Raw genomic sequence first — 18,253 nt, 5'->3', positions numbered from 1 at the left:
CTTACATCACACCTTCGACCGAGAAATAATACACGGATTGGTTATAGCTAAAGTTGGTTAGATTTGAGTCACGTGATTCGTAAGACACACCGCCTTTGAATGTCAGCCAGCGGCGAAAGTCATAATCGAGGTAAACACTGGCTTTCGACGTGTCGTCTTTTCGCACGCTGTCTGTATAGTCCTCAGACAGATAGGAAAGTTCTGCGTGGGTAGAGACAATTTGTGACCAGTTATGTGACCAATTTGCATTGTAAATAGAGTTGTCGATCGCACCGCCCAAGCCATTCGGGTCTGTCGACTTACGACTGGTTTTAAACTCCACAGCTGAATAGCTTCTCAACATATAAGCAACGTCAATATCCCAAGAGAATGAGTTAAAACTCTCTCGTTGTGGTGCGTCAAAATCCTTGTTCTGATAGCCCAGTTTAACGCTCCCACGAAGTTTACCTGTCGCATCCCATGATGTACCTAGATAAATGAAATGGTGCAGGCTATCACGTTCGCTAGAGCCCAATGCGACTTCGTTGTAGCTTCGGTCATTGACGGCGTATTGAGCTAATAAAGCAGTTTTTGGCAACGCCTTGTAGAAGAATGCGGTGCTGAATCGACCTTCATCCCAATCCTGATAGCGAGTGACGTCTCGGTTATTTTTGTACGACAAATCACCCCAGCCCAAATTGGTCTCAATTTGGCCTTTTGCTTCAGTGCTGCCATAGCGATAGCCAATATTGAACGAGTTTGAGACATATTTGTTGTAGTCGAGGTTGGTTGTCGTGTCATTATCACCACGATTTTCGTGCGTTTTGGCTACGCTATAGCGTAGGTCGAGTGCATTTCTCGAATTGACTTCCCAATAACTCGTAAGATCAAGAAAATGATCGGTATAGTTGTCACGTTGAGAGCTGAAGAATTCACCGCGTTGAATGCGATAGCCTAAGTTGTGTTTTTGCTTGCCATTTTCCAGTTCAAAGCCCACGCCAGGTTCATAGACTGCAAACCAAGAGCTGGTTTCATTGAACTCTTCTTTAGCGACGTTGTTGTTATGGCCGCTGTAGAGGTTCAGATAAGGTACGATTGCGATGCCTGATTCGGTTTCAATCGGCACGGGTGTTGGGGCCGCATGGGCTGAATAAGCAACCACAAGCGTCAGCACTGAGCTAGTGGATGAGATGAATGTGTTGAATCTATTCATAATAAAATCATGTCCATGACTTAATAGGCATTTTTGCCAACAAAACCTTTGAAAACAGTGAGGAAAACGATCTTAAGGTCGAACCATAGTGACCATCTGTGGATATAGTCGAGATCGAATTGGACACGCTTTTCCATCTTGTCGATGGTGTTAGTTTCACCACGCCAACCATTAACCTGAGCCCAGCCTGTGATGCCAGGTTTTACCTTGTGACGTAACATGTAACGGTTAACAATTGTTCGGTATTCTTCGTTGTGCGCCACTGCGTGAGGACGCGGTCCAACGATAGACATTCGGCCTTGGAGTACGTTAATAAACTGTGGCAATTCATCCAGTGATGTTCGACGTATAAAGGCACCAAATTTGGTCACTCTAGGGTCATTCTTTGTGGCTTGAGCAACTTTTTCACCGTTATCCATCACCTTCATACTGCGAAACTTCCACACTTTGATTGGCTTGCCATCCAGGCCATATCTGAGCTGTTTGAATACAATCGGTCCTGGAGAAGAGATTTTAACTCCGATAGCAACAGCAAGAAGTATTGGGCTTATCAAGAGGAGTATCAGGCTGCTTAGAACAAGATCCTCTAAACGCTTAAGCCAGGTAGATAAACCATTAAATGGCGTGTCGAATATGCTGAAAGCGTTTACATCACCAATGGTATACCAGCGAGAATGAAGCAAGTTAAAGGTAAAAAAGTCTGGTACAACGTAGGTATTAACAGTGCTGTCCGAAAAGGCTTCTAAGATATCTGAAATACGCTTTTGTGCCTGCATAGGTAACGCGATATAGATGTTTTGCACTTCACCGTTTTTGGCCAACGCGATTGCATCTTTAATTGTGCCCAATATAGGTAGGTCGCTGGACAGTCTTTTCGGTTCTCTATCATCATAAAAACCAGTGAGTTGTATCCCCAACTCTGGATGGCTATTCAAGTTTTTTGATAATTCTAAACCTTGAGGAGTTAAGCCAATGATCGCTGCTTTCTTTGTATGCACACCGCGTTGATGAAGATAATACAGGGCCATAAACGCAAAAGCCCGCCATATAAGTAAGGCGGCAAAAGTGGAAACGATCCAACACCCTATGATCAGTCTGGAGAAGTCTGGACCCGTTTTTGAAAAATAACTGAGTAACGTAAGTCCGCCAACGGTCGAGAACCAACAGAACGAAGTGTAAAGCGCAAGTGAACGAAGTTTTGCGGTACGCCAGTGGCTGTATATATCTAAGCTTTCAGCGATGAAAGAGTAGATGATGACCCCCATCAATCCCGCAGAGACGTAACCTAAGGTAACAGTATGGGCGTTGGCTTTTATCGCGATATACAACGCACCCAATATTACCAAACAGTCAATCAAACGATAAAAGATTTTACCGTGATAATTGGTAATACGTATCCTTCCTCGTTCACTCATTGTGAGCTCCTGAAATACATGTAATTCCCGTAAGGTTTTATTTGAAAATAGCAAGGCGCATTTTTATAACATCTTTATATAGGTTGCAATGATATAAGGTGGCTCAATATTAAGACTGGTGGCGTATTTTCTGTGAACAAGAGAATTTCTAAATTATTCTTAATAAATAGAGACTTAGATAGGGAGTAGATTGTTTGTTTGATGGCGTATTATTTGTACTATTGAATAGATTTATCTCATTTATATTTTCTATTTATCTGGTTTTCTCAAAATAGAAACAGTCGATGGTTTTGGGTTTCTTATATATAAGAACGCTCAGTGTTTGCTATTTACTTTACTTTCTCATTGTGATTGGCTTTGAGGTGGCTGACAAGAGTCCAAGAAGACGTTAGGTAGACAAGGGCTCTTGTGAGTGCCCTTGTCTGAAGGAAAGCTATTTTTTTTGATGTCTGGCCACAAAGGTGTAAGCAGCATATTCAACAGTGGATTTTAGTTGTTCGTTACTTGCCGGTGGTTGGTGACCTAACAATTGTGGCCAAAATACGATCGCCTTGATGCTGCCTATAAATTGCTCGATGGCCATCGGTATATCGTCGATTTCAAGCACACCGGCATCAATCCCTTCTTGAGCCCATTGATTCAAACCGTAGGAATCTTCGATAGCGGCAAACTGCTTCATCAACAGTTGTGACGTATGAGAACAACGAATGCACTCGGCCATAACCAAGCGCGCAGTCATTTGGAAATCTTCTGTGTTGATGTAACCCATTTTATTGACTGTGATATCAACGAGCTGTTCTGCAACTGAAACAGAAGGTTCAAATTTAAGCTCACATTGTTCATCAAAGCGACACAGTAGCTTTCCTACAATGACTTCAAATAGTGCATCCTTGTTTGGGTAGTATTTGTATAACGTGCGTTTGGAAACTCCCGCATGTTTGGAAATACCTTCCATACTGGCTTGCTCAAAGCCTTTTTGAGAAAAAAACTTCAATGGCGGATCTGATGATATCTTCTTGTTTTATATCGCTTCGTTTAATCATGCACGTATCTCAAAGTACTTAAAGTAAACGATTGTGTTTACTTTTAATGCTGCAGTGACTAAAGTATACACCATCGTTTACTTTCTTGGGTAGCCAGTAGGTCATGAAAATGAGCAATATGATCAAAGCATCGGTAATTTCAGCACTCGGTGTTATGGGGTTTAGTCAGCTTCTTAAAGCAAAGAGTGACGTTGAGTTGCAACAAAGCGAAAGCTTAAGAGCTGAACGCATTGTAAACTCAAATCAGTTTCAGGACGGTAAGGCCATAGTTCGAATGCCTAACGTGCCAAGCCCCGAAAGTATGTCTGCGGTAATGTGGAAGTTTTTCTTTGAAAGAAAATCATTAAAGCCCAGTTCTAGCTTGCCTCATGCGTCTATTGATACTGAGAAGTTGGCTCGGCGTAGCGAAGAAATACGGGTGACCTGGCTAGGCCATTCAAGCCTGTTCATTGATATCGATCGTACACGAATTCTGATTGATCCTGTGTTTGAATATGCTTCACCTTGGATTGCGAAGAAACTATTTTCTCGCAACGTCAAAGCGCCGGTCGAGCGTAATGAATTGCCTCTTCCAGATGCCATCGTTATCTCTCATGATCACTACGATCATTTGGAAGAATCGACTATCCGCTATTATGCCGATAAAGAGGTGGTGTTTATGGTGCCACTCGCAGTCGGTAGGCACCTTGAACGCTGGGGAGTGAGCCCGGATAAAATTAAAGAACTTGATTGGTGGGAATCGACATCTCTCAATGGTGTGATATTAACTGCAACTCCTGCTAATCATAACTCCGGAAGAACCGGCTTTGATTCAAATAGCACGCTTTGGGCTTCTTGGTCTATTAAGGGGCAATCTGGAGCGCTTTTTTACAGTGGAGATTCTGCTTATGATTCACACTTTAAAGAAATAGGTGACAGACTGGGGCCTTTTGACATGGCATTTATTGAAGTTGCGGCGAATGTGAAGAATGGCAGCGGTTTCCCAGTTGAGAACTGGGGTCACATGCAAGCTCGTCATACGATGCAAGCCTTTATTGATCTAGGAGCGGAAAAGCTCTTCCCAGTGCATTGGTCTACTTTTGAATTGTTTGCTCACAAGTGGGACGAGCCGATGACGGATCTTATCGAAGAAGCGAATGGTCAAGGCACAAATTTAGTTACTCCCATGGTTGGAGAGACATTAGAGCTTAATCACGACATCAGTACATCATTCTGGTGGGAAAACTATGAAGAAAGGGGCGCTAAAATGGGCTTTAGTTTGCAAAATAACACGCTATAACTATCTAAATATTATCGCTATTTAAATGAGAGCCCACAGATTATGGGCTTTTTTATTAATTGTATAACTAACACTGTCTTTCGGGTTGAAAACTCATATACTTGATCGAACACATATGCAACAGGCCGATCAGTTAAGGAGTGTGCCAATGGGCAAAGAACAGAGTCTATTTCAATGGGAAAGGGTTAAGCGTTTCAACTTTTCTGTATGGACGGTCCTGATTGGTGTACTTATCGCGAGAACCAGTTACTTTATGGCTTGGCCATTTTTGATTGTTTTCCTTTATCGGGATTATGGTACCTCCGCGATCGAAGTAGGCTCAATGCTTGCGGCTTCAGCTTTAATAGGTTCGATTACTGGCCTCTATTCAGGGTATCTTTCAGATAAGTTTGGTCGAAAGTGGTTGATGTCGATTGGCTGTATCATTGCTTTTTTTGCATACAATGGCATTGCGTTAGCCAGTGACGTTTGGCATTTCTACATTTTGATTCTGTTCACAGGTCTCATGCAGCCACTGATTGATGGACCTGCTAAAGCGGTATTAGGGGATTCTCTGGATGATTTAAAAGACAGAGAACTTGCGCTCAATGCGCGTTATTTCTTACTCAATATTGGTGGTGCGATAGGGCCGCTTGCCGGAGTGACTTTAGCGCTATCCAACCCTCAAAACCTGTTTATGGTGACGGGTTTTACTCATCTAGTTTACTGCTTTTGGATTCTATTCGGTATTGAAAGAAAAGGTAAATTTAAACAACCGGATCGTTCTCAGTTACCTAACTTTCGTCAAACCCTTAAAGTGATCAGCCAGGATAGAATCTTTGTGTTACTGATGGTAGCGAATTTGATGTTGATGTTTGTATACGCACAGCTAGAATCGTCAGTACCTCAAGTGATAGTGAGAAGTGGCATTGAGGATTCGGCTACTTTGATCGCTATGCTGCTGTTTATCAATACAGCAACGATTGTTCTGTTTCAGTTTCCTTTGCTTAAACTGATGGAGAAACTACCGCTTTTTACACGTACTCGTATAGGGATGATTCTGATAGCGATTGGGCAATTGGCTTTCATTGTGTCACCAAAAGATGTCGCTATGGGTTGGGCTGTCGCTAGTTTTATCATCAGTTTAGGAGAAGTGGTGACCTTTCCAACCATCAACGTTCAAATTGACCGCCTTGCGCCATCACATTTACGTGGCTCGTATTTTGGTGCAACCGCCCTGTATACATTAGGTTTTGCTTTTGGGCCTTTACTTGGTGGTATGATGATCGAATGGTTAGGCGCTAATTGGTTGTTTGGCTTCTGCTTTATCGTATGTATCTCAATGATCTGGCTCTATTGGTACGCAGAGCATGCTAACGATCCCATCGAAAGGGAGCCCATAGTTCAATCATGATGAAAAAATACCCCTCACTGTGTGAGGGGTAGCCGTCATCATTAACGAGAATACTAATTGGCTTAAATACAACGCCTTACGAGAGCTGCTGTCCAATAACAATACAAAAATTATGGCTTAATGGTTACCCTATAATTAGGGTTGATTTAGATAACTAGTGACGTAAACAGTAAGTGGATTGAGAAAATGTTATCGAGTTCAAATAATGACCTCTCAATTAAAAGAGACTCAGATATAAAATCCGATTTTGAGTATTTGAAGAGAGCGGTCAATATCGATCTGTTTAGCTTATATATTGAAACTCGTTCAAGTGTTTCAGTGATGTCAAATTTACCTTACTACGTCAAAGAGAGTTATCGCAATGAAGGTTGGTCAGATTTAGACCCTATGATTAACAATCATCATCACGGCCTTTTCATGTGTAGAGAAACAAGAAATGCCAAAGAAACGGCTTTTAATGATGTAATTAATGATAAGTTTGGTATTAATAATTTGTATGCAAGAGCGTCTACACTCGGGTCAGTGAAAATATCCTATGTGGTGGGCAGCTTTAGTCAAAGAGATACCTTTATATATCATAATGCTATTGATGATAAAGTAATTGGTTTTTCGAAGGAAATGATTAATAAATATATATCAGATTTATCATTAACCAACGATGATATAAAATTTTCAGGCATGGTTTTGAACCCAATGGCGGTTCAAAAGACACTTTTTAGCGACAAACAGATTCAAAAGCCGAACTATGGTGAGTTAGCATGCTTGTCGTTGGCTAAAGATGGACTGAGTGCAGAAGAAATATCAAAGCTAACAGGATACAAGCTATCAACAGTTCATAGTAACCTAAAGAATGTAAGAGAAAAACTTATTGCTAACAAGACTATTGACGCCGCCGTGAAAGCAATAAGCTTGGGTTGGATATCTTAGTGTCTATCTAGGTCTATCTTTTTAACCACTTTAATCTTTTTGAAATCTTCTAATATACTTTGTATGCCATTGAGGCTTACCTCTCGGAACTGCTCAAAGTGCTTTTGATTGTCAATCGGCTTCCAAGGAACTGTAACAATACAGGAAATAAGCTTACTGTCAGATACAAAAGAAAAACAAAATAAATTGTAAAAGCCGTGTGATTCCATTTTCGCAATATACTTTGAATAATAATCACCAAGGAAATTAGGGAAGCGAACCTTTGTCTGTTCAACCTCTGCATAGTCAAAGGTATCGTCTATATGTTGATATTCCTTAGAGTAATAAATTTCTTTATATTTATCCGGCATATTCGATATGACATCACTAGTCTTGCTATCATTAATTCGAATAGAAATATAGATATCCTCAATACCCAATGAAGCATTAATCTGCTCGGTTATCGTCATAGTCATGATCGTCTCTAGTAAATGGTGACCACAGTGATTTGTATAACTTAGGTTATCAAGTCATAGGTTAAACATCAGTGTGTGAATCTTCGCCTGCAATTGGTGGCTCAAACTTTAGAGTTTGAGTCGGGTACGCGATGTCAGCGTCATGCTTGTGAATGATAGACATTATTTTTAATAGAACATCTTCTTTGACTTCATGGTAGCGAATCCAGTTAACAGTTTTGGTAAAGGTATACACCATCATTTGAAGTGATGATGGGCCAAACGCATTGAAATTGACGATAAGAGTCTGTTTAGTGTCAATATCTGGGTGATTTCTCAACATTGCTTTAATCTCTTTTACGATTTGAGCAACCTTTTCGCCATCATCGTAGCGAACGCCTATGGTCTCTTTAATTCTTCGGTTTAGCATTCGTGATGGGTTTTCAACGACTATGCTACTAAAGACTGAGTTAGGGACATATAACGGACGTTTGTCAAACGTACGGATAATCGTCATTCGCCACCCGATGCGTTCTACTGTGCCTTCTATCTGGCGATCTGGAGAGCGGATCCAGTCTCCGACTTTAAACGGGCGGTCGAAGTAAATCATCATACCGCCAAAGAAGTTGGAGAGAAGGTCTTTGGCGGCTAAACCGACAACCAAGCCACCAACACCACCAAAGGTGAGTAAGCCTGATAGACTGAGGCCAAAGGCCTGCATGATGGTCAGAACACCTATGATGATAAAGAATAATCTTGAGACTTTAGCGATGGCCTGAACGGTGGTTTCATCACGAGATTTCTGCTTTAAAACATACTCTTCCACATTGTTAATCAGTCGCATAGTGATCCAGACAAAGATCGCGATCACTAGCAGAAGTTTTAGCGTACCCAGCCAGTTCTGCTTAGAGCCCATGTAGTCTTGTAAGATGAACCCGAGCGAAATTGTCGCGGGCCAACACCAAATCAATGTACTGACGGGTGTTTTGAGGGCGTGTAAAGTCAGATCGTCCCAGTAGAACTGGGTTTTGTTGACGAGAATCTCTAGCCGGCCGTAGATAATGCGCCACGCGATCCAAGCAACCAAACTTGCGGCAGTGATGAACAGAACGTTGGTATCCCAGCTTTGCAGGGCAGTGACAAGGTTCTGTGGCAGTAAAGCAACTAACTCATTCATTTATTGGGTCTTACTGTTGAAATTATGGAGATAAGTATAAGGGCTTGTCGGCATGCAAACTACCGACATTGTCGTATAAGCTTGATTTGTCTTCACGACTAGATGACTACGAAGTCGTTAATCGAGTAATGCCTGTTTATTTTTTGCTACTGAAGTGTTCAGACAACGCAGCTCGACGATTTTTGGCGGAGCCGCCACCCCCCATATCTACGGTGTCTTCGTAACCTGCTTTGATAAAGCGCTGAGTTGGGCTGTTAGGCTCCAAGCGGCGAAGTTGCGGTGATTTAAACGTACCAGCGATTTGGTAAATCGAAATACCCCCGCCAGTGGTTACAGTGATGACCTTGCCATCAAAATCGAAAGTGGTCGTGATCAGACGGTCATTTCGATAGACGCCTCTTTCGTTAAAGGTAAGAACCTCCGTATTGTATCCGGGCGTACCTATCTCTATCCAGCGTCCATAGACATTTTTAGGATGAACGTAATCGTTATAGCTGAAGAAAAGAAGGGCCGCGAAAGCGACCGCCAATGTCACGAATAGCGTTGCGAAGGACAGTTTTAGAAAAGCTTCTTTTTGCATGTAAGAGCGCTTTCTCAACTTAGGTGCATTGGTCGTTTTATTTAACGCCACATTAAACTGCTCTGATCAGCGAAACCAATACTAAAGTTTACCTTTATTTCGTCCGCTATGGTGTAAGAGTTTGGTTATTGATCTTCATTATCAATGATAAATTTGATCTTCAGTCCAAAAAATGCACGGTCAATTTGAGTTAATGTAAGGCTTCACCAGTGCCTTAACATTCACTCTCGTATTCAATCTTGCCGCTAGTAAGTATAGCCCGCCAATCTTACGATGGAGAAACAGTGCGTCTGCTGGAGGGGTATGCCAGTAGTTTTCTTCCATGCTTAACACGGTTCCAGCTTCCCTCAATCGCATTGACAAATCACTATTGCCAAAATCGTAATCACCCTCATATAACATCGGCTCGCAAGCCTGTGTGACTAGATTCAGAATGGCATTTTTTTGTTCAGTTTTGATGTCTTGGCTAAAGAAGCCAATTTGTGCCAGCGCGGAGTCCAGCGCTTGATTGTCTCCTTGGATCACGGCTTTAAAGGCGTGACGGTATCCCTCGCTGATGACGTTGCTGTATGTTCTGGTTGCCCCAAAGTCCAGTAAGGCAATTTGCTTACTCTCAGAGAGATACAAGTAGTTAGCGAAATTGGGGTCGGTCTGAACAAGCTTGAACTCAAACAGCTCACGAAACAAGAGAGACAGCAAAGCGGTCATGGCTTCGTCGCGAGTGGTTTGGCTGTGTTCAGAGAGTGTCTCGATAGGCTGACCCTCAAGGTACGACATCGCCAGTATGGTTTCGGAGCTGATGTCTTGGTAAACCCTAGGGACAACAAAACGGCAATCATCGGCGAGATGATGTCGATACGTTTCGAGCAGCATTGCCTCCCGAGTATAATTGGCTTCGTCGTGTAACTGGGCCTTTGCTTGGGTTAATAGGCCATCTATATCGACATTTTTGGGTATTAGGCCAACCACGTTGAGCAGTGTGGCGACATTATCGACATCGCTATCAATGCTTTGTTTAATGCCTGGGTACTGAACTTTGACAGCCAGCGGCTCACCTGCGTCTGTATGTGCAAAGTGAACTTGTCCGATGGAGGCACTGGCTATCGGTTTAAAATTGAAAGAGAGAAATTGAGATTTCCAATCGCTACCTAAGCCGTCAGTCATGACTTGACCGAGTTGTTTTGCCAACATGGGATTCGCGTCAGAACGCAGACGAGCTAAGATATCAGCCAATTCTGGCGACAGGATATCACCTGCATCCATTGACAACATTTGGCCTACTTTCATTGCGGCACCTCGAAGGTGAGCAAGTTGATCGGCCAAGCGCTTAATGTTTTTAGGTGTCAGCAGCAGCTCCTGCTTGGTGAGTTTATTGCCTTTCAACCACTGTTTTGTTCCCTCGGCAACGACATTGGAACCAATTTTTGTTGCCAGTGACGCTATCTGACCAAAACGAGATATTCTGTTGGTAGGGATCTTGGATTCTTCCTTAGACATCGAGCATTCTCCTAGCTTTTGGATGTTTATACGGCAACCCACTGTTTTTATATCACTTTGTAAATGCATCGCCTAGCATGTAAAACCGTTCAGGACTTGATTGGGCCGAATCAATCCGATAAAAACAACAACTAGATAACGAAAACAACGCGCAATTTTCATGGAGGATACATGATTCAAGCAAACTGCTATTTTGAAGGAAATGTTCAGTCGTTAGGTTTTGAGCAGCAAGGCGATAAATCAAGTGTAGGTGTGATGGCCCCTGGTGAGTACACTTTTGAAACAGCTGCACCAGAATGTATGACGGTAGTGAAAGGCAACTTGACGGTTAAACGTGCAGGCGATGAGGTTTGGACGACCTATTCGCAAGGAGAGTCGTTTGACGTTGCAGGAGACTCCTCTTTTGATCTCCAAGTATCGGTCGCTACTGCGTATCTGTGTGAGTATTTATAGACCCCGATTTCACCCGACTGTGGCGTGTACAGGGTGTACACGTCATAGCCACCATCGCCAAGTGAGATGTGAATTGGGCTCGGATCGTTACTGCTCTCGTTTGTTATCGGTTACAGCGTCTTTTTTCATTGAGTACCATTTTGCCTGAAAACTGGGTAGCCAACCCTAAAACTTGGCAAACACTTTGCTTAAATTAATCATTGAAATGCGGTAAATCTCAGCTGATTTTATAGCTTAGCAGATAAATGGTTCGGAAATCCCGAATGATTGCTAAGTAATAAATAAATTTATCATTTACATGGTTGACTATACTTAAGCTATGGCAGAACCGCTTCGAGAGGAGGTCGATGATGGCTGTTGTACCCAAACAGAGAGACCCAAATGCTCGTTACGATCCAAATCAAGAGCTTACTGCTGAGCAGTTACACAGATTTGGTAAAGTAGCGAATAAAGCGCAAGCTCGGCGTGACCAAATGGCACAGCGCCGAACACTGTCTACCGCTGCGAGAGCGGCCAAAGACGCCGCGATGAAACCAATTGTTGTGCCAAAGAAAGACAAACCGAATTCTGCTCGTTATGCTGCTTGGATGCTAGTTGTGATGGCTTTCTGTCTATGGCTCATGTTCATGAGCCGCTAAACTTATTTATCGGTGTCACCTTCTCGGTGTCGGTGACCGCAGTGGGGCGTTCACGTTGATAATATCGATACTGGTTTTTCCCACCGTGTTTCGCTGCGTACATTGCTTTATCTGCACAACGAGTTAATTCTGGCAGTGAATCACCATCCTCAGGGAAAATGGCTACGCCGACACTAACCGTCAGTTTATTGATCCTTTCTGTGCTTTGATAACTATCTTCGAATAGATGGCAGATACGATCTAAAATGCCGTTAAGGTCTTTAGTGCTACGCACATCATAAAGTAACAAAACGAATTCATCTCCAGCGTAGCGAGCGATAGAATAATCGTGTTTCTCTGTTTTTCTATCTTTAGAGCGAATGTTGTTTTTCAACCGCTTGGCAAAGTGTTGAAGCACACGGTCGCCCACCTCATGACCATAGGTATCATTGATGGTTTTGAAGTTGTCGATATCAAGAAACACCATTGCGGTAATCGCTTGGCTATCACTCACTTCAGTCAGTTTTTCCAAAGCCCAGCTTTCAAAGCTCCAGCGATTCGCAAGGCCAGTCAGTTGATCTCGATAAGCAAGGTCTTCGATCCCTTCTTTGTAAAGAGATTGAATGTAATTGACCACGTTGGCGTAAAAATAGGACGATGTATTGCAAAGCAAGCAAAGCGCAAACAGGCTCAGCAGAAACCGATCGACCGACAGATTTACGGGGATTGGGATAACGTTGGTGAACAGGCAGGCTATCGCAGTCAGGACGTAAAACGTTCCGCTGAGTAATAGACCTGCGCGGAACTCGCAGACAAAAATCACTGCGGTTAAGATGGGATACAGCCACAGAAGGCGATCTGATATGTTACCTCCATACAGCAGCAGCATCGTGGCGTGAAACAATAAAACGCCTGAAAGTATAAGTTCAGATACATTTGTTGTCGGATTAAGTTTCAAATACCACAGATTGGCGCTCAAGATACCCACACAAAGTAGGTTTAGCGCAGCGAACCAGTAGTTTTGGTCAGCAATATGGGCGACCCCGTAGTAGACCAGCACAACCAACGAAATGAGCGAACATAGAAGTACCGCTTTGCTCTTGCGAGCTGAGCGTAGGTCGGCCATCTCTTCTAAATGTTGTCCTGCAAATCTCGCCATTTATCCCTTTGCCTCAAGATTTATAATTAGGCTATTAAAGTCTAGAAGAAAAAATACAGGCTGGACTAAGGTATTAGAAAAAGAAATTTAGCAATATCAATCAATTATATGTGTTTTATTGCTTATGTAAGCAACGGCAACTCGCTGTGTTTGAATGTAGGTGCTTAGATAAGTTATTGTAATTAATAATCAAACCTTGTTTTTGTTAATTGTTTTATCATTTTAACCTTATGAGTAATTTGACAAAAATAATGTTTCTCAAGCAATCCTTATAATAAAACGTTCTATAAAACGACTAACAGCTGAACTCTTTGCGTAGCCAGTTTCGCAGAGTAAGAACGTGTTCATTTTTGAGTTTTTCTCGCTGACACGCGAAATAAAAATCTTGATGTGGATTCAGGACGGGGTCTCCAACTTCGACCAATGAGCCATGCAATACATCGTCACGGATGAACTGGCGGTGAGTGACAAAAACACCCAGTTTGCGGATAGTGGCTTGGACTGCCTGTATAGAGGCCGAAAAACGCAGATTGTTTACCGAGTTGGGTTCTGGCAATTGGAGGCTCTGACACCAAACCTGCCAATCGTACTTTCGCCTGTCATTGGCGGCAATAATGGCGGGATAGTGTTCGAGAAGATACTCTGGTGTGGTGTCTGTATCCACCAGATCTGGGCTAGCCACCATCACGAGTTCATCACGCGCCAACAGTTCACAATAGTAGTCTGGCCAGTCATCGGTTTTACCATGAATAATGGCCACATCGACTCCTTCGCTTTCCATCACAAAACTGCCAATCAAATTCGAAATTCGAATATCCAGATGAGGCGCAAATAGATTGAAGCGATTCACTCGCGGGATCCACCAATGCATCGCCAATGAGTTGACCATGTTGAGAGTCAATCGCTGGCTTTGTTTCTCATCAATGAGCTGTTGTGTTGCTGTGACGATTTGTTCTATCGCTGGAGCCACTTGTTTGTAATACCTCCGGCCTGCAGCGTTAAGAACGACGCTACGTCCAGCTCGTAGAAACAGAGCCTGACCAATTTGGGCTTCGAGTGATTTAATCGCTTGGCTAACAGCGGAGTGACTGACGCTCAACTGATGGGCGGCTTCCGTCATACTGCCTGTTTCGGCGACAGCAATGAAGGAGTAGATGGATTTGAGTGGTGCTAGTTTCTTCATATGTAAGTTTTTCTTACTCAATCTGTAAATATTACTCGTTTTTTATTTCAGCGTCGAACTCCTACACTGAGTGACAAATAGGGAGGAGTTATGCCAAATCAGTTGTACCCAGTTTTATTCATGTTGTCTTCAACATTCAGTTTGTCACTAACGGGACTGTTTTCCAAATTTCTCAGCGAGCATTTTGATGCTAACTTGCTCAGCTTTCTGCGTTTTATTCTGCCTGCTATGGTGCTTATTTTGATGTTTATTGGCAAGGAAGTAAGATGGCCTGATCGAAGCGAACAAGTGCCTTTGTGGATAAGAGCTCTGTGTATCGGTGCGTGCCAGATCTGTTTTATCTACTCACTTCAACATCTGACACTGGTAGAAAGTGTGGTGTTGTTTGGCACGGGGCCACTGTTTATTCCCGTGTTAGAAAAGCTAATGTTTTCAACTCGAATTCGCCCGGTAAACGTTCTCGGACTGTTGAGTACGTTTGTTGGTGTAGTTTTACTCGCTGGGGACGTCAGTGGTTTTAGTTTCAGGAGTGAATTGTTAGTGGGTCTTGCCGCTGGTGTTTTTAATGCCGGCTCTCAACTCAGCCTCTATCGTATTAGTAAAAGTCGGCTGAATGCATTTGAAATCAATTTGTGGACGTTTCTTTTCGCCTCAGTTGTTATCATGCCTTTGCTCGCGTTTAGTTTGGTGAACGACTATGTTATGTACCAGGCGTCAAACACAAATCCTTGGCTTATCGTTACTGTTCTTGGGATTTTGGCCTTACTGATTATTAATACGCAAGTGTTTCGCTCCAAAGCTTATAAGCTTGCTGAATCAGGCTCCCAACTAGCGCCTTTGATTTTTACCAACCTACTTTTCACCGCAGTTTGGCAGGTGATGTTTTATGACGAACGATACAGTGCATACCAAGTTCTTGGCTTGAGCTTGATTATTGTGGCCAACATTGTCTGTGTACTGCTGCCTAAGTGGTTACAAAGCAAAAGCTTTAAAGTTGCCTGAATAATCAGTAAATCATCCTGAAAGTCAGGTTAATCCTCTCATCTTTTTGTTGGCGTGTTTTAGGTATACTGTGTTTCCAGTAGTGCTGCATTTCACCGGCCATGATCAGCAAGCTACCGTGAGATAGCTCTAGTTTATGGTTTTGACCTGTTTGGTTATGTTTGAGTATGAATCTGCGTGTAGCACCTAAGCTAAGTGATGCGATAGTAGGGTTGGGTCCGAGCTCGGGCTCATTGTCTTGATGTGCACCCATGGAGTCTTGTCCGTCACGGTACAAGTTGATCAGCACCGAGTTGAACGTTTGGTTGGCTATTTTTTCACATCGAGATTTGATCGCGTTCAGCCTACTATCCATTGGCATTGGCGGCATGGTTAGGCCGGAGTAAGTGTATGATTTGTCGCCATACCACGCCTGTAGACGTGGTTGCATCACTGCTCGACCAAACAGTTGGATTTGTTGTTGTGACCAAGGCGTATTTTGCTTGAGGCTTAACATTAAAGCGTCCGCTTCTGCCCGCGACATGAAATCTTGGATCCACAGCAAACGACCGTTAGGCAGGTCTATCCATCTCTGATCACAAGGTAAGGCGTCAAACAAATCCAATATTCACCTTCTTATTGATTGTTTTAACTTTAATCGATAAAAATTCAGTTAAGTTAATGTAGTTTTTATATAAATGCTAAAATAGCAGCCATAATGACAATTATATACCTCTAACAAGTTAGGTATAGACGTATAAATGCTCATCGGTCTTGCAAACGTGATCTTTTCGATGAGCTTATGTGGGGGTGGAATGAAATATCGCTTTGGCAATCGGTGGTCAGTGTTCTTGCTGGCTTTTACAATGTTATCTTTCGCTGTCGGACTTATCGAGTCGATTGACCGTAGTCAGAAGAGTTTTTTGAGAGATAGCTTGTTGGACCGTGCTAAGGAAGAGTTGTCTATTGTTCGCTCAGAGCTGGAATCCGCCATCGTGTACGACATCTTTGCTGTTGATGATATATCGGCGTTGGTCGCGTCCAATCCGAATTTCGAATATTCAGGTTGGGATTTACTTGCATCCAGCATTATGCGTAAAGCAAATCACGTGACTGTTATCGGTTTAGCCCCTGACGATGTCATCAAATACATCTACCCATTGGAGGGTAATGAGAAAGCACTCGGTCTTGATTACCGGACTGTACCTAGCCAATGGCGGACGATAAAAAAAGCGCGTGCGGTGCAGGAAATCTTTATCGCAGGCCCTGTCAATTTGGTTCAGGGGGAAGGGCACTGGTAGCGCGTATACCGATATTTACCGATCCGCTCTATAATCGCGATTACTGGGGAGTCTGTAGCGTCGTCATCTCATTAGAAACCTTGCTTGCAGACGCAGGTGTTGAAGCGTTTTCTTTAAAATACAATTTAGCGATGCGCGGAACCAACAGCTCCGGGGTGAATGGATCGGTTTTCTACGGGTTACAGAAGACCTTTGATGAGGCTTTCGCAACCGAAACCGTGCATTTTCCATACGGCAGTTGGATAATCGCGGCTTCTACCAAGGATGATTTACTGCAACACGGTGAGTGGTACAGAGTTCATGCCGTTCGTTTGCTCGGTTATCCGATGGTCATTGTTCTACTGATGGCTTTTTTGGCCATTTTCCGTCTCTATCAAGCGGCCGATCGGCTTGCCCTTCATGACGAGTTAACGTCGTTACCTAACCGACGTTATTTCATGTATACCCTTCAAGCGCATTTTGATGCTATCTCAGATTCTTTCAAAGGTGAGGCATTTGCGATCCTCAATGTTGACCTTGATAAGTTTAAGTTAATCAATGATACCTATGGGCACGCGGCAGGAGACAAGGTATTAATCGCCGTAGCTGAGAGGATTAAAAGCGTACTCCGAGCGTCGGATGTCATAGCCCGAATTGGCGGAGATGAATTTTTAATTATGCTGCCAAGAATGTCCTCTAGCGAAGAGGTTGATGTAATAAACATTGAATTGCAGAAAGCCATTTGCCATGCGCCGGTCATCTTTGAACAGCACCTGATCGATATTCACGTCAGCATTGGTTTTGCCTTATACAGCCGAGAGTTTAAAGATGTTGATGAGATGCTCAAGCTCGCGGATATCAGAATGTACGAAGAGAAACGGCAACAAGCTTAGCGCAGCGGACCTTAGTCACGGATCTTTAAATGTGTCTCGGCGCTTATTCACGTTTCGTGCTATAGACAATATTATAAGGTCATGATTCAGAGGGATAAAGATGCGGGATTTGAGCCAATGGTTAAGCGATTATGGCGAAAGCCATCAAAATCCAGTCAATCAGAAAATCCATAAAGTGGCGGTACCGGGCATTTTTCTATCCATTGTCGGCTTAATTTGGTCAATTCCACCGATATCTTTGTTGGGTTATACCCTCAACTGGGTGTGGGTTGCTATGTTACCTGTCATGGTTTTCTACTTTAAACTGTCGCTGAGTGTGTTTCTTATGATGCTCGGTTTTACACTCGCGTGTATTTCTTTGATTTGGTCGTTGGAGATCCTTCAAGCCCCCGTTTTGCTCGTCTCGCTCGTCTTGTTTGCCGTATTGTGGATGCTACAGTTCATTGGGCATAAGATCGAAGGCAAAAAACCGTCGTTCTTTGACGATCTTTTCTTTCTTCTGATTGGCCCTGTCTGGGTATTTCGCCAGAAATAGCATGTCTCTCACCGAACTGAATTGGGTGACATCCCTCATCGAGCACTAGCTATTCATTTCACTGCGAAATTCAATGTGATTAGTGTACCGAAGCCATCTTTAGCAACTCACTATTTGCTGAAGGGGGGCGGGGAGGGGAATCGGCGATGGCGCCCGCGGTTTATTAAGACGATACTCGCCGACTAAAGCGACTGAATTCAGTGGAGAAATCGTCA

The 18,253-nt window shown here is 43.1% G+C and carries 16 protein-coding genes and 2 pseudogenes; 8 read left to right on the top strand and 10 right to left on the bottom strand.

Annotation, left to right across the window (positions count from 1 at the left end; translation table 11 throughout):
• Position 1: 1 nt before the first annotated feature.
• The 3 genes and pseudogenes from KW548_18430 to KW548_18420 form a co-directional block, all read right to left on the bottom strand.
• Positions 2–1,192, bottom strand: a complete 1,191-nt coding sequence (locus KW548_18430; GenBank protein QXX09067.1) for an outer membrane beta-barrel protein — start codon at positions 1,190–1,192, stop codon at positions 2–4.
• A 20-nt stretch (positions 1,193–1,212) separates the two neighbouring features.
• Complete coding sequence (gene vpsL / locus KW548_18425; GenBank protein ID QXX09066.1) at positions 1,213–2,607, bottom strand: exopolysaccharide biosynthesis glycosyltransferase VpsL; 1,395 nt, start codon at positions 2,605–2,607, stop codon at positions 1,213–1,215.
• A gap of 433 nt (positions 2,608–3,040) precedes the next feature.
• Positions 3,041–3,650: pseudogene (locus KW548_18420) on the bottom strand (TetR/AcrR family transcriptional regulator).
• Between the two features lie 109 nt (positions 3,651–3,759).
• Here KW548_18420 and KW548_18415 point away from each other — a divergent pair.
• From KW548_18415 to KW548_18405, 3 genes are all read left to right on the top strand, one after another.
• Entirely contained in the window at positions 3,760–4,929 is a 1,170-nt protein-coding gene (locus KW548_18415; protein QXX09065.1) for an MBL fold metallo-hydrolase, read from the top strand.
• Between the two features lie 148 nt (positions 4,930–5,077).
• Positions 5,078–6,322: an MFS transporter gene (locus tag KW548_18410; GenBank protein QXX09064.1), complete on the top strand. Its 1,245-nt coding sequence runs from the start codon at positions 5,078–5,080 to the stop codon at positions 6,320–6,322.
• Between the two features lie 186 nt (positions 6,323–6,508).
• The gene (locus KW548_18405) at positions 6,509–7,249 is read left to right on the top strand and encodes a hypothetical protein (protein QXX09063.1); all 741 of its coding nucleotides are present in this window, start codon (positions 6,509–6,511) and stop codon (positions 7,247–7,249) included.
• Here the strand turns inward: KW548_18405 and KW548_18400 are convergent.
• The 4 genes from KW548_18400 to KW548_18385 all read right to left on the bottom strand — a co-directional run bounded on the left by KW548_18400 (position 7,246) and on the right by KW548_18385 (position 10,937).
• Positions 7,246–7,704 carry a hypothetical protein gene (locus KW548_18400; protein ID QXX09062.1) on the bottom strand — a complete coding sequence of 153 codons (459 nt, stop codon included), beginning with the start codon at positions 7,702–7,704 and terminating at the stop codon, positions 7,246–7,248. The two genes, KW548_18405 and KW548_18400, sit on opposite strands and share 4 nt — an antisense overlap.
• Positions 7,705–7,765: 61 nt before the next feature.
• The gene (locus tag KW548_18395; GenBank protein QXX09061.1) at positions 7,766–8,860 is read right to left on the bottom strand and encodes a mechanosensitive ion channel family protein; all 1,095 of its coding nucleotides are present in this window, start codon (positions 8,858–8,860) and stop codon (positions 7,766–7,768) included.
• A 136-nt stretch (positions 8,861–8,996) separates the two neighbouring features.
• Positions 8,997–9,440: a DUF2850 domain-containing protein gene (locus tag KW548_18390; protein ID QXX09458.1), complete on the bottom strand. Its 444-nt coding sequence runs from the start codon at positions 9,438–9,440 to the stop codon at positions 8,997–8,999.
• Positions 9,441–9,620: 180 nt separating this feature from the next.
• Positions 9,621–10,937: an AarF/ABC1/UbiB kinase family protein gene (locus tag KW548_18385; GenBank protein QXX09060.1), complete on the bottom strand. Its 1,317-nt coding sequence runs from the start codon at positions 10,935–10,937 to the stop codon at positions 9,621–9,623.
• Positions 10,938–11,108: 171 nt separating this feature from the next.
• On the opposite strand from KW548_18385, the gene KW548_18380 reads away from it, so the two are divergent.
• Both KW548_18380 and KW548_18375 read left to right on the top strand, forming a co-directional pair.
• Positions 11,109–11,390 carry a pyrimidine/purine nucleoside phosphorylase gene (locus KW548_18380; GenBank protein ID QXX09059.1) on the top strand — a complete coding sequence of 94 codons (282 nt, stop codon included), beginning with the start codon at positions 11,109–11,111 and terminating at the stop codon, positions 11,388–11,390.
• 350 nt (positions 11,391–11,740) lie between these two features.
• A complete protein-coding gene (locus tag KW548_18375; protein QXX09457.1) occupies positions 11,741–12,028 on the top strand; it encodes a hypothetical protein in 288 nt (95 codons plus the stop codon).
• Here the strand turns inward: KW548_18375 and KW548_18370 are convergent.
• On the bottom strand, positions 12,015–13,166 hold the full coding sequence (locus KW548_18370; GenBank protein ID QXX09058.1) for a GGDEF domain-containing protein: 1,152 nt from the start codon (positions 13,164–13,166) through the stop codon (positions 12,015–12,017). The genes KW548_18375 and KW548_18370 overlap by 14 nt on opposite strands.
• A gap of 295 nt (positions 13,167–13,461) precedes the next feature.
• On the bottom strand, positions 13,462–14,349 hold the full coding sequence (locus tag KW548_18365) for a LysR family transcriptional regulator (GenBank protein QXX09057.1): 888 nt from the start codon (positions 14,347–14,349) through the stop codon (positions 13,462–13,464).
• Between the two features lie 90 nt (positions 14,350–14,439).
• On the opposite strand from KW548_18365, the gene KW548_18360 reads away from it, so the two are divergent.
• Entirely contained in the window at positions 14,440–15,351 is a 912-nt protein-coding gene (locus KW548_18360; protein QXX09056.1) for a DMT family transporter, read from the top strand.
• Between the two features lie 4 nt (positions 15,352–15,355).
• Here KW548_18360 and KW548_18355 read toward each other — a convergent pair whose 3' ends face one another.
• Positions 15,356–15,955 (bottom strand): alpha-ketoglutarate-dependent dioxygenase AlkB, encoded by a 600-nt coding sequence (locus KW548_18355; protein ID QXX09055.1) that lies wholly within the window; start codon positions 15,953–15,955, stop codon positions 15,356–15,358.
• A 169-nt stretch (positions 15,956–16,124) separates the two neighbouring features.
• Here KW548_18355 and KW548_18350 point away from each other — a divergent pair.
• Positions 16,125–17,503: pseudogene (locus KW548_18350) on the top strand (sensor domain-containing diguanylate cyclase).
• Between the two features lie 100 nt (positions 17,504–17,603).
• Positions 17,604–18,038, top strand: a complete 435-nt coding sequence (locus KW548_18345) for a DUF962 domain-containing protein (protein QXX09054.1) — start codon at positions 17,604–17,606, stop codon at positions 18,036–18,038.
• Positions 18,039–18,253 lie beyond the last annotated feature (215 nt).

This window comes from Vibrio neptunius, from assembly GCA_019339365.1.
In the GTDB taxonomy this organism is placed as follows: domain Bacteria; phylum Pseudomonadota; class Gammaproteobacteria; order Enterobacterales; family Vibrionaceae; genus Vibrio; species Vibrio neptunius.
This window is presented reverse-complemented; position numbering and strand designations above follow the sequence as displayed.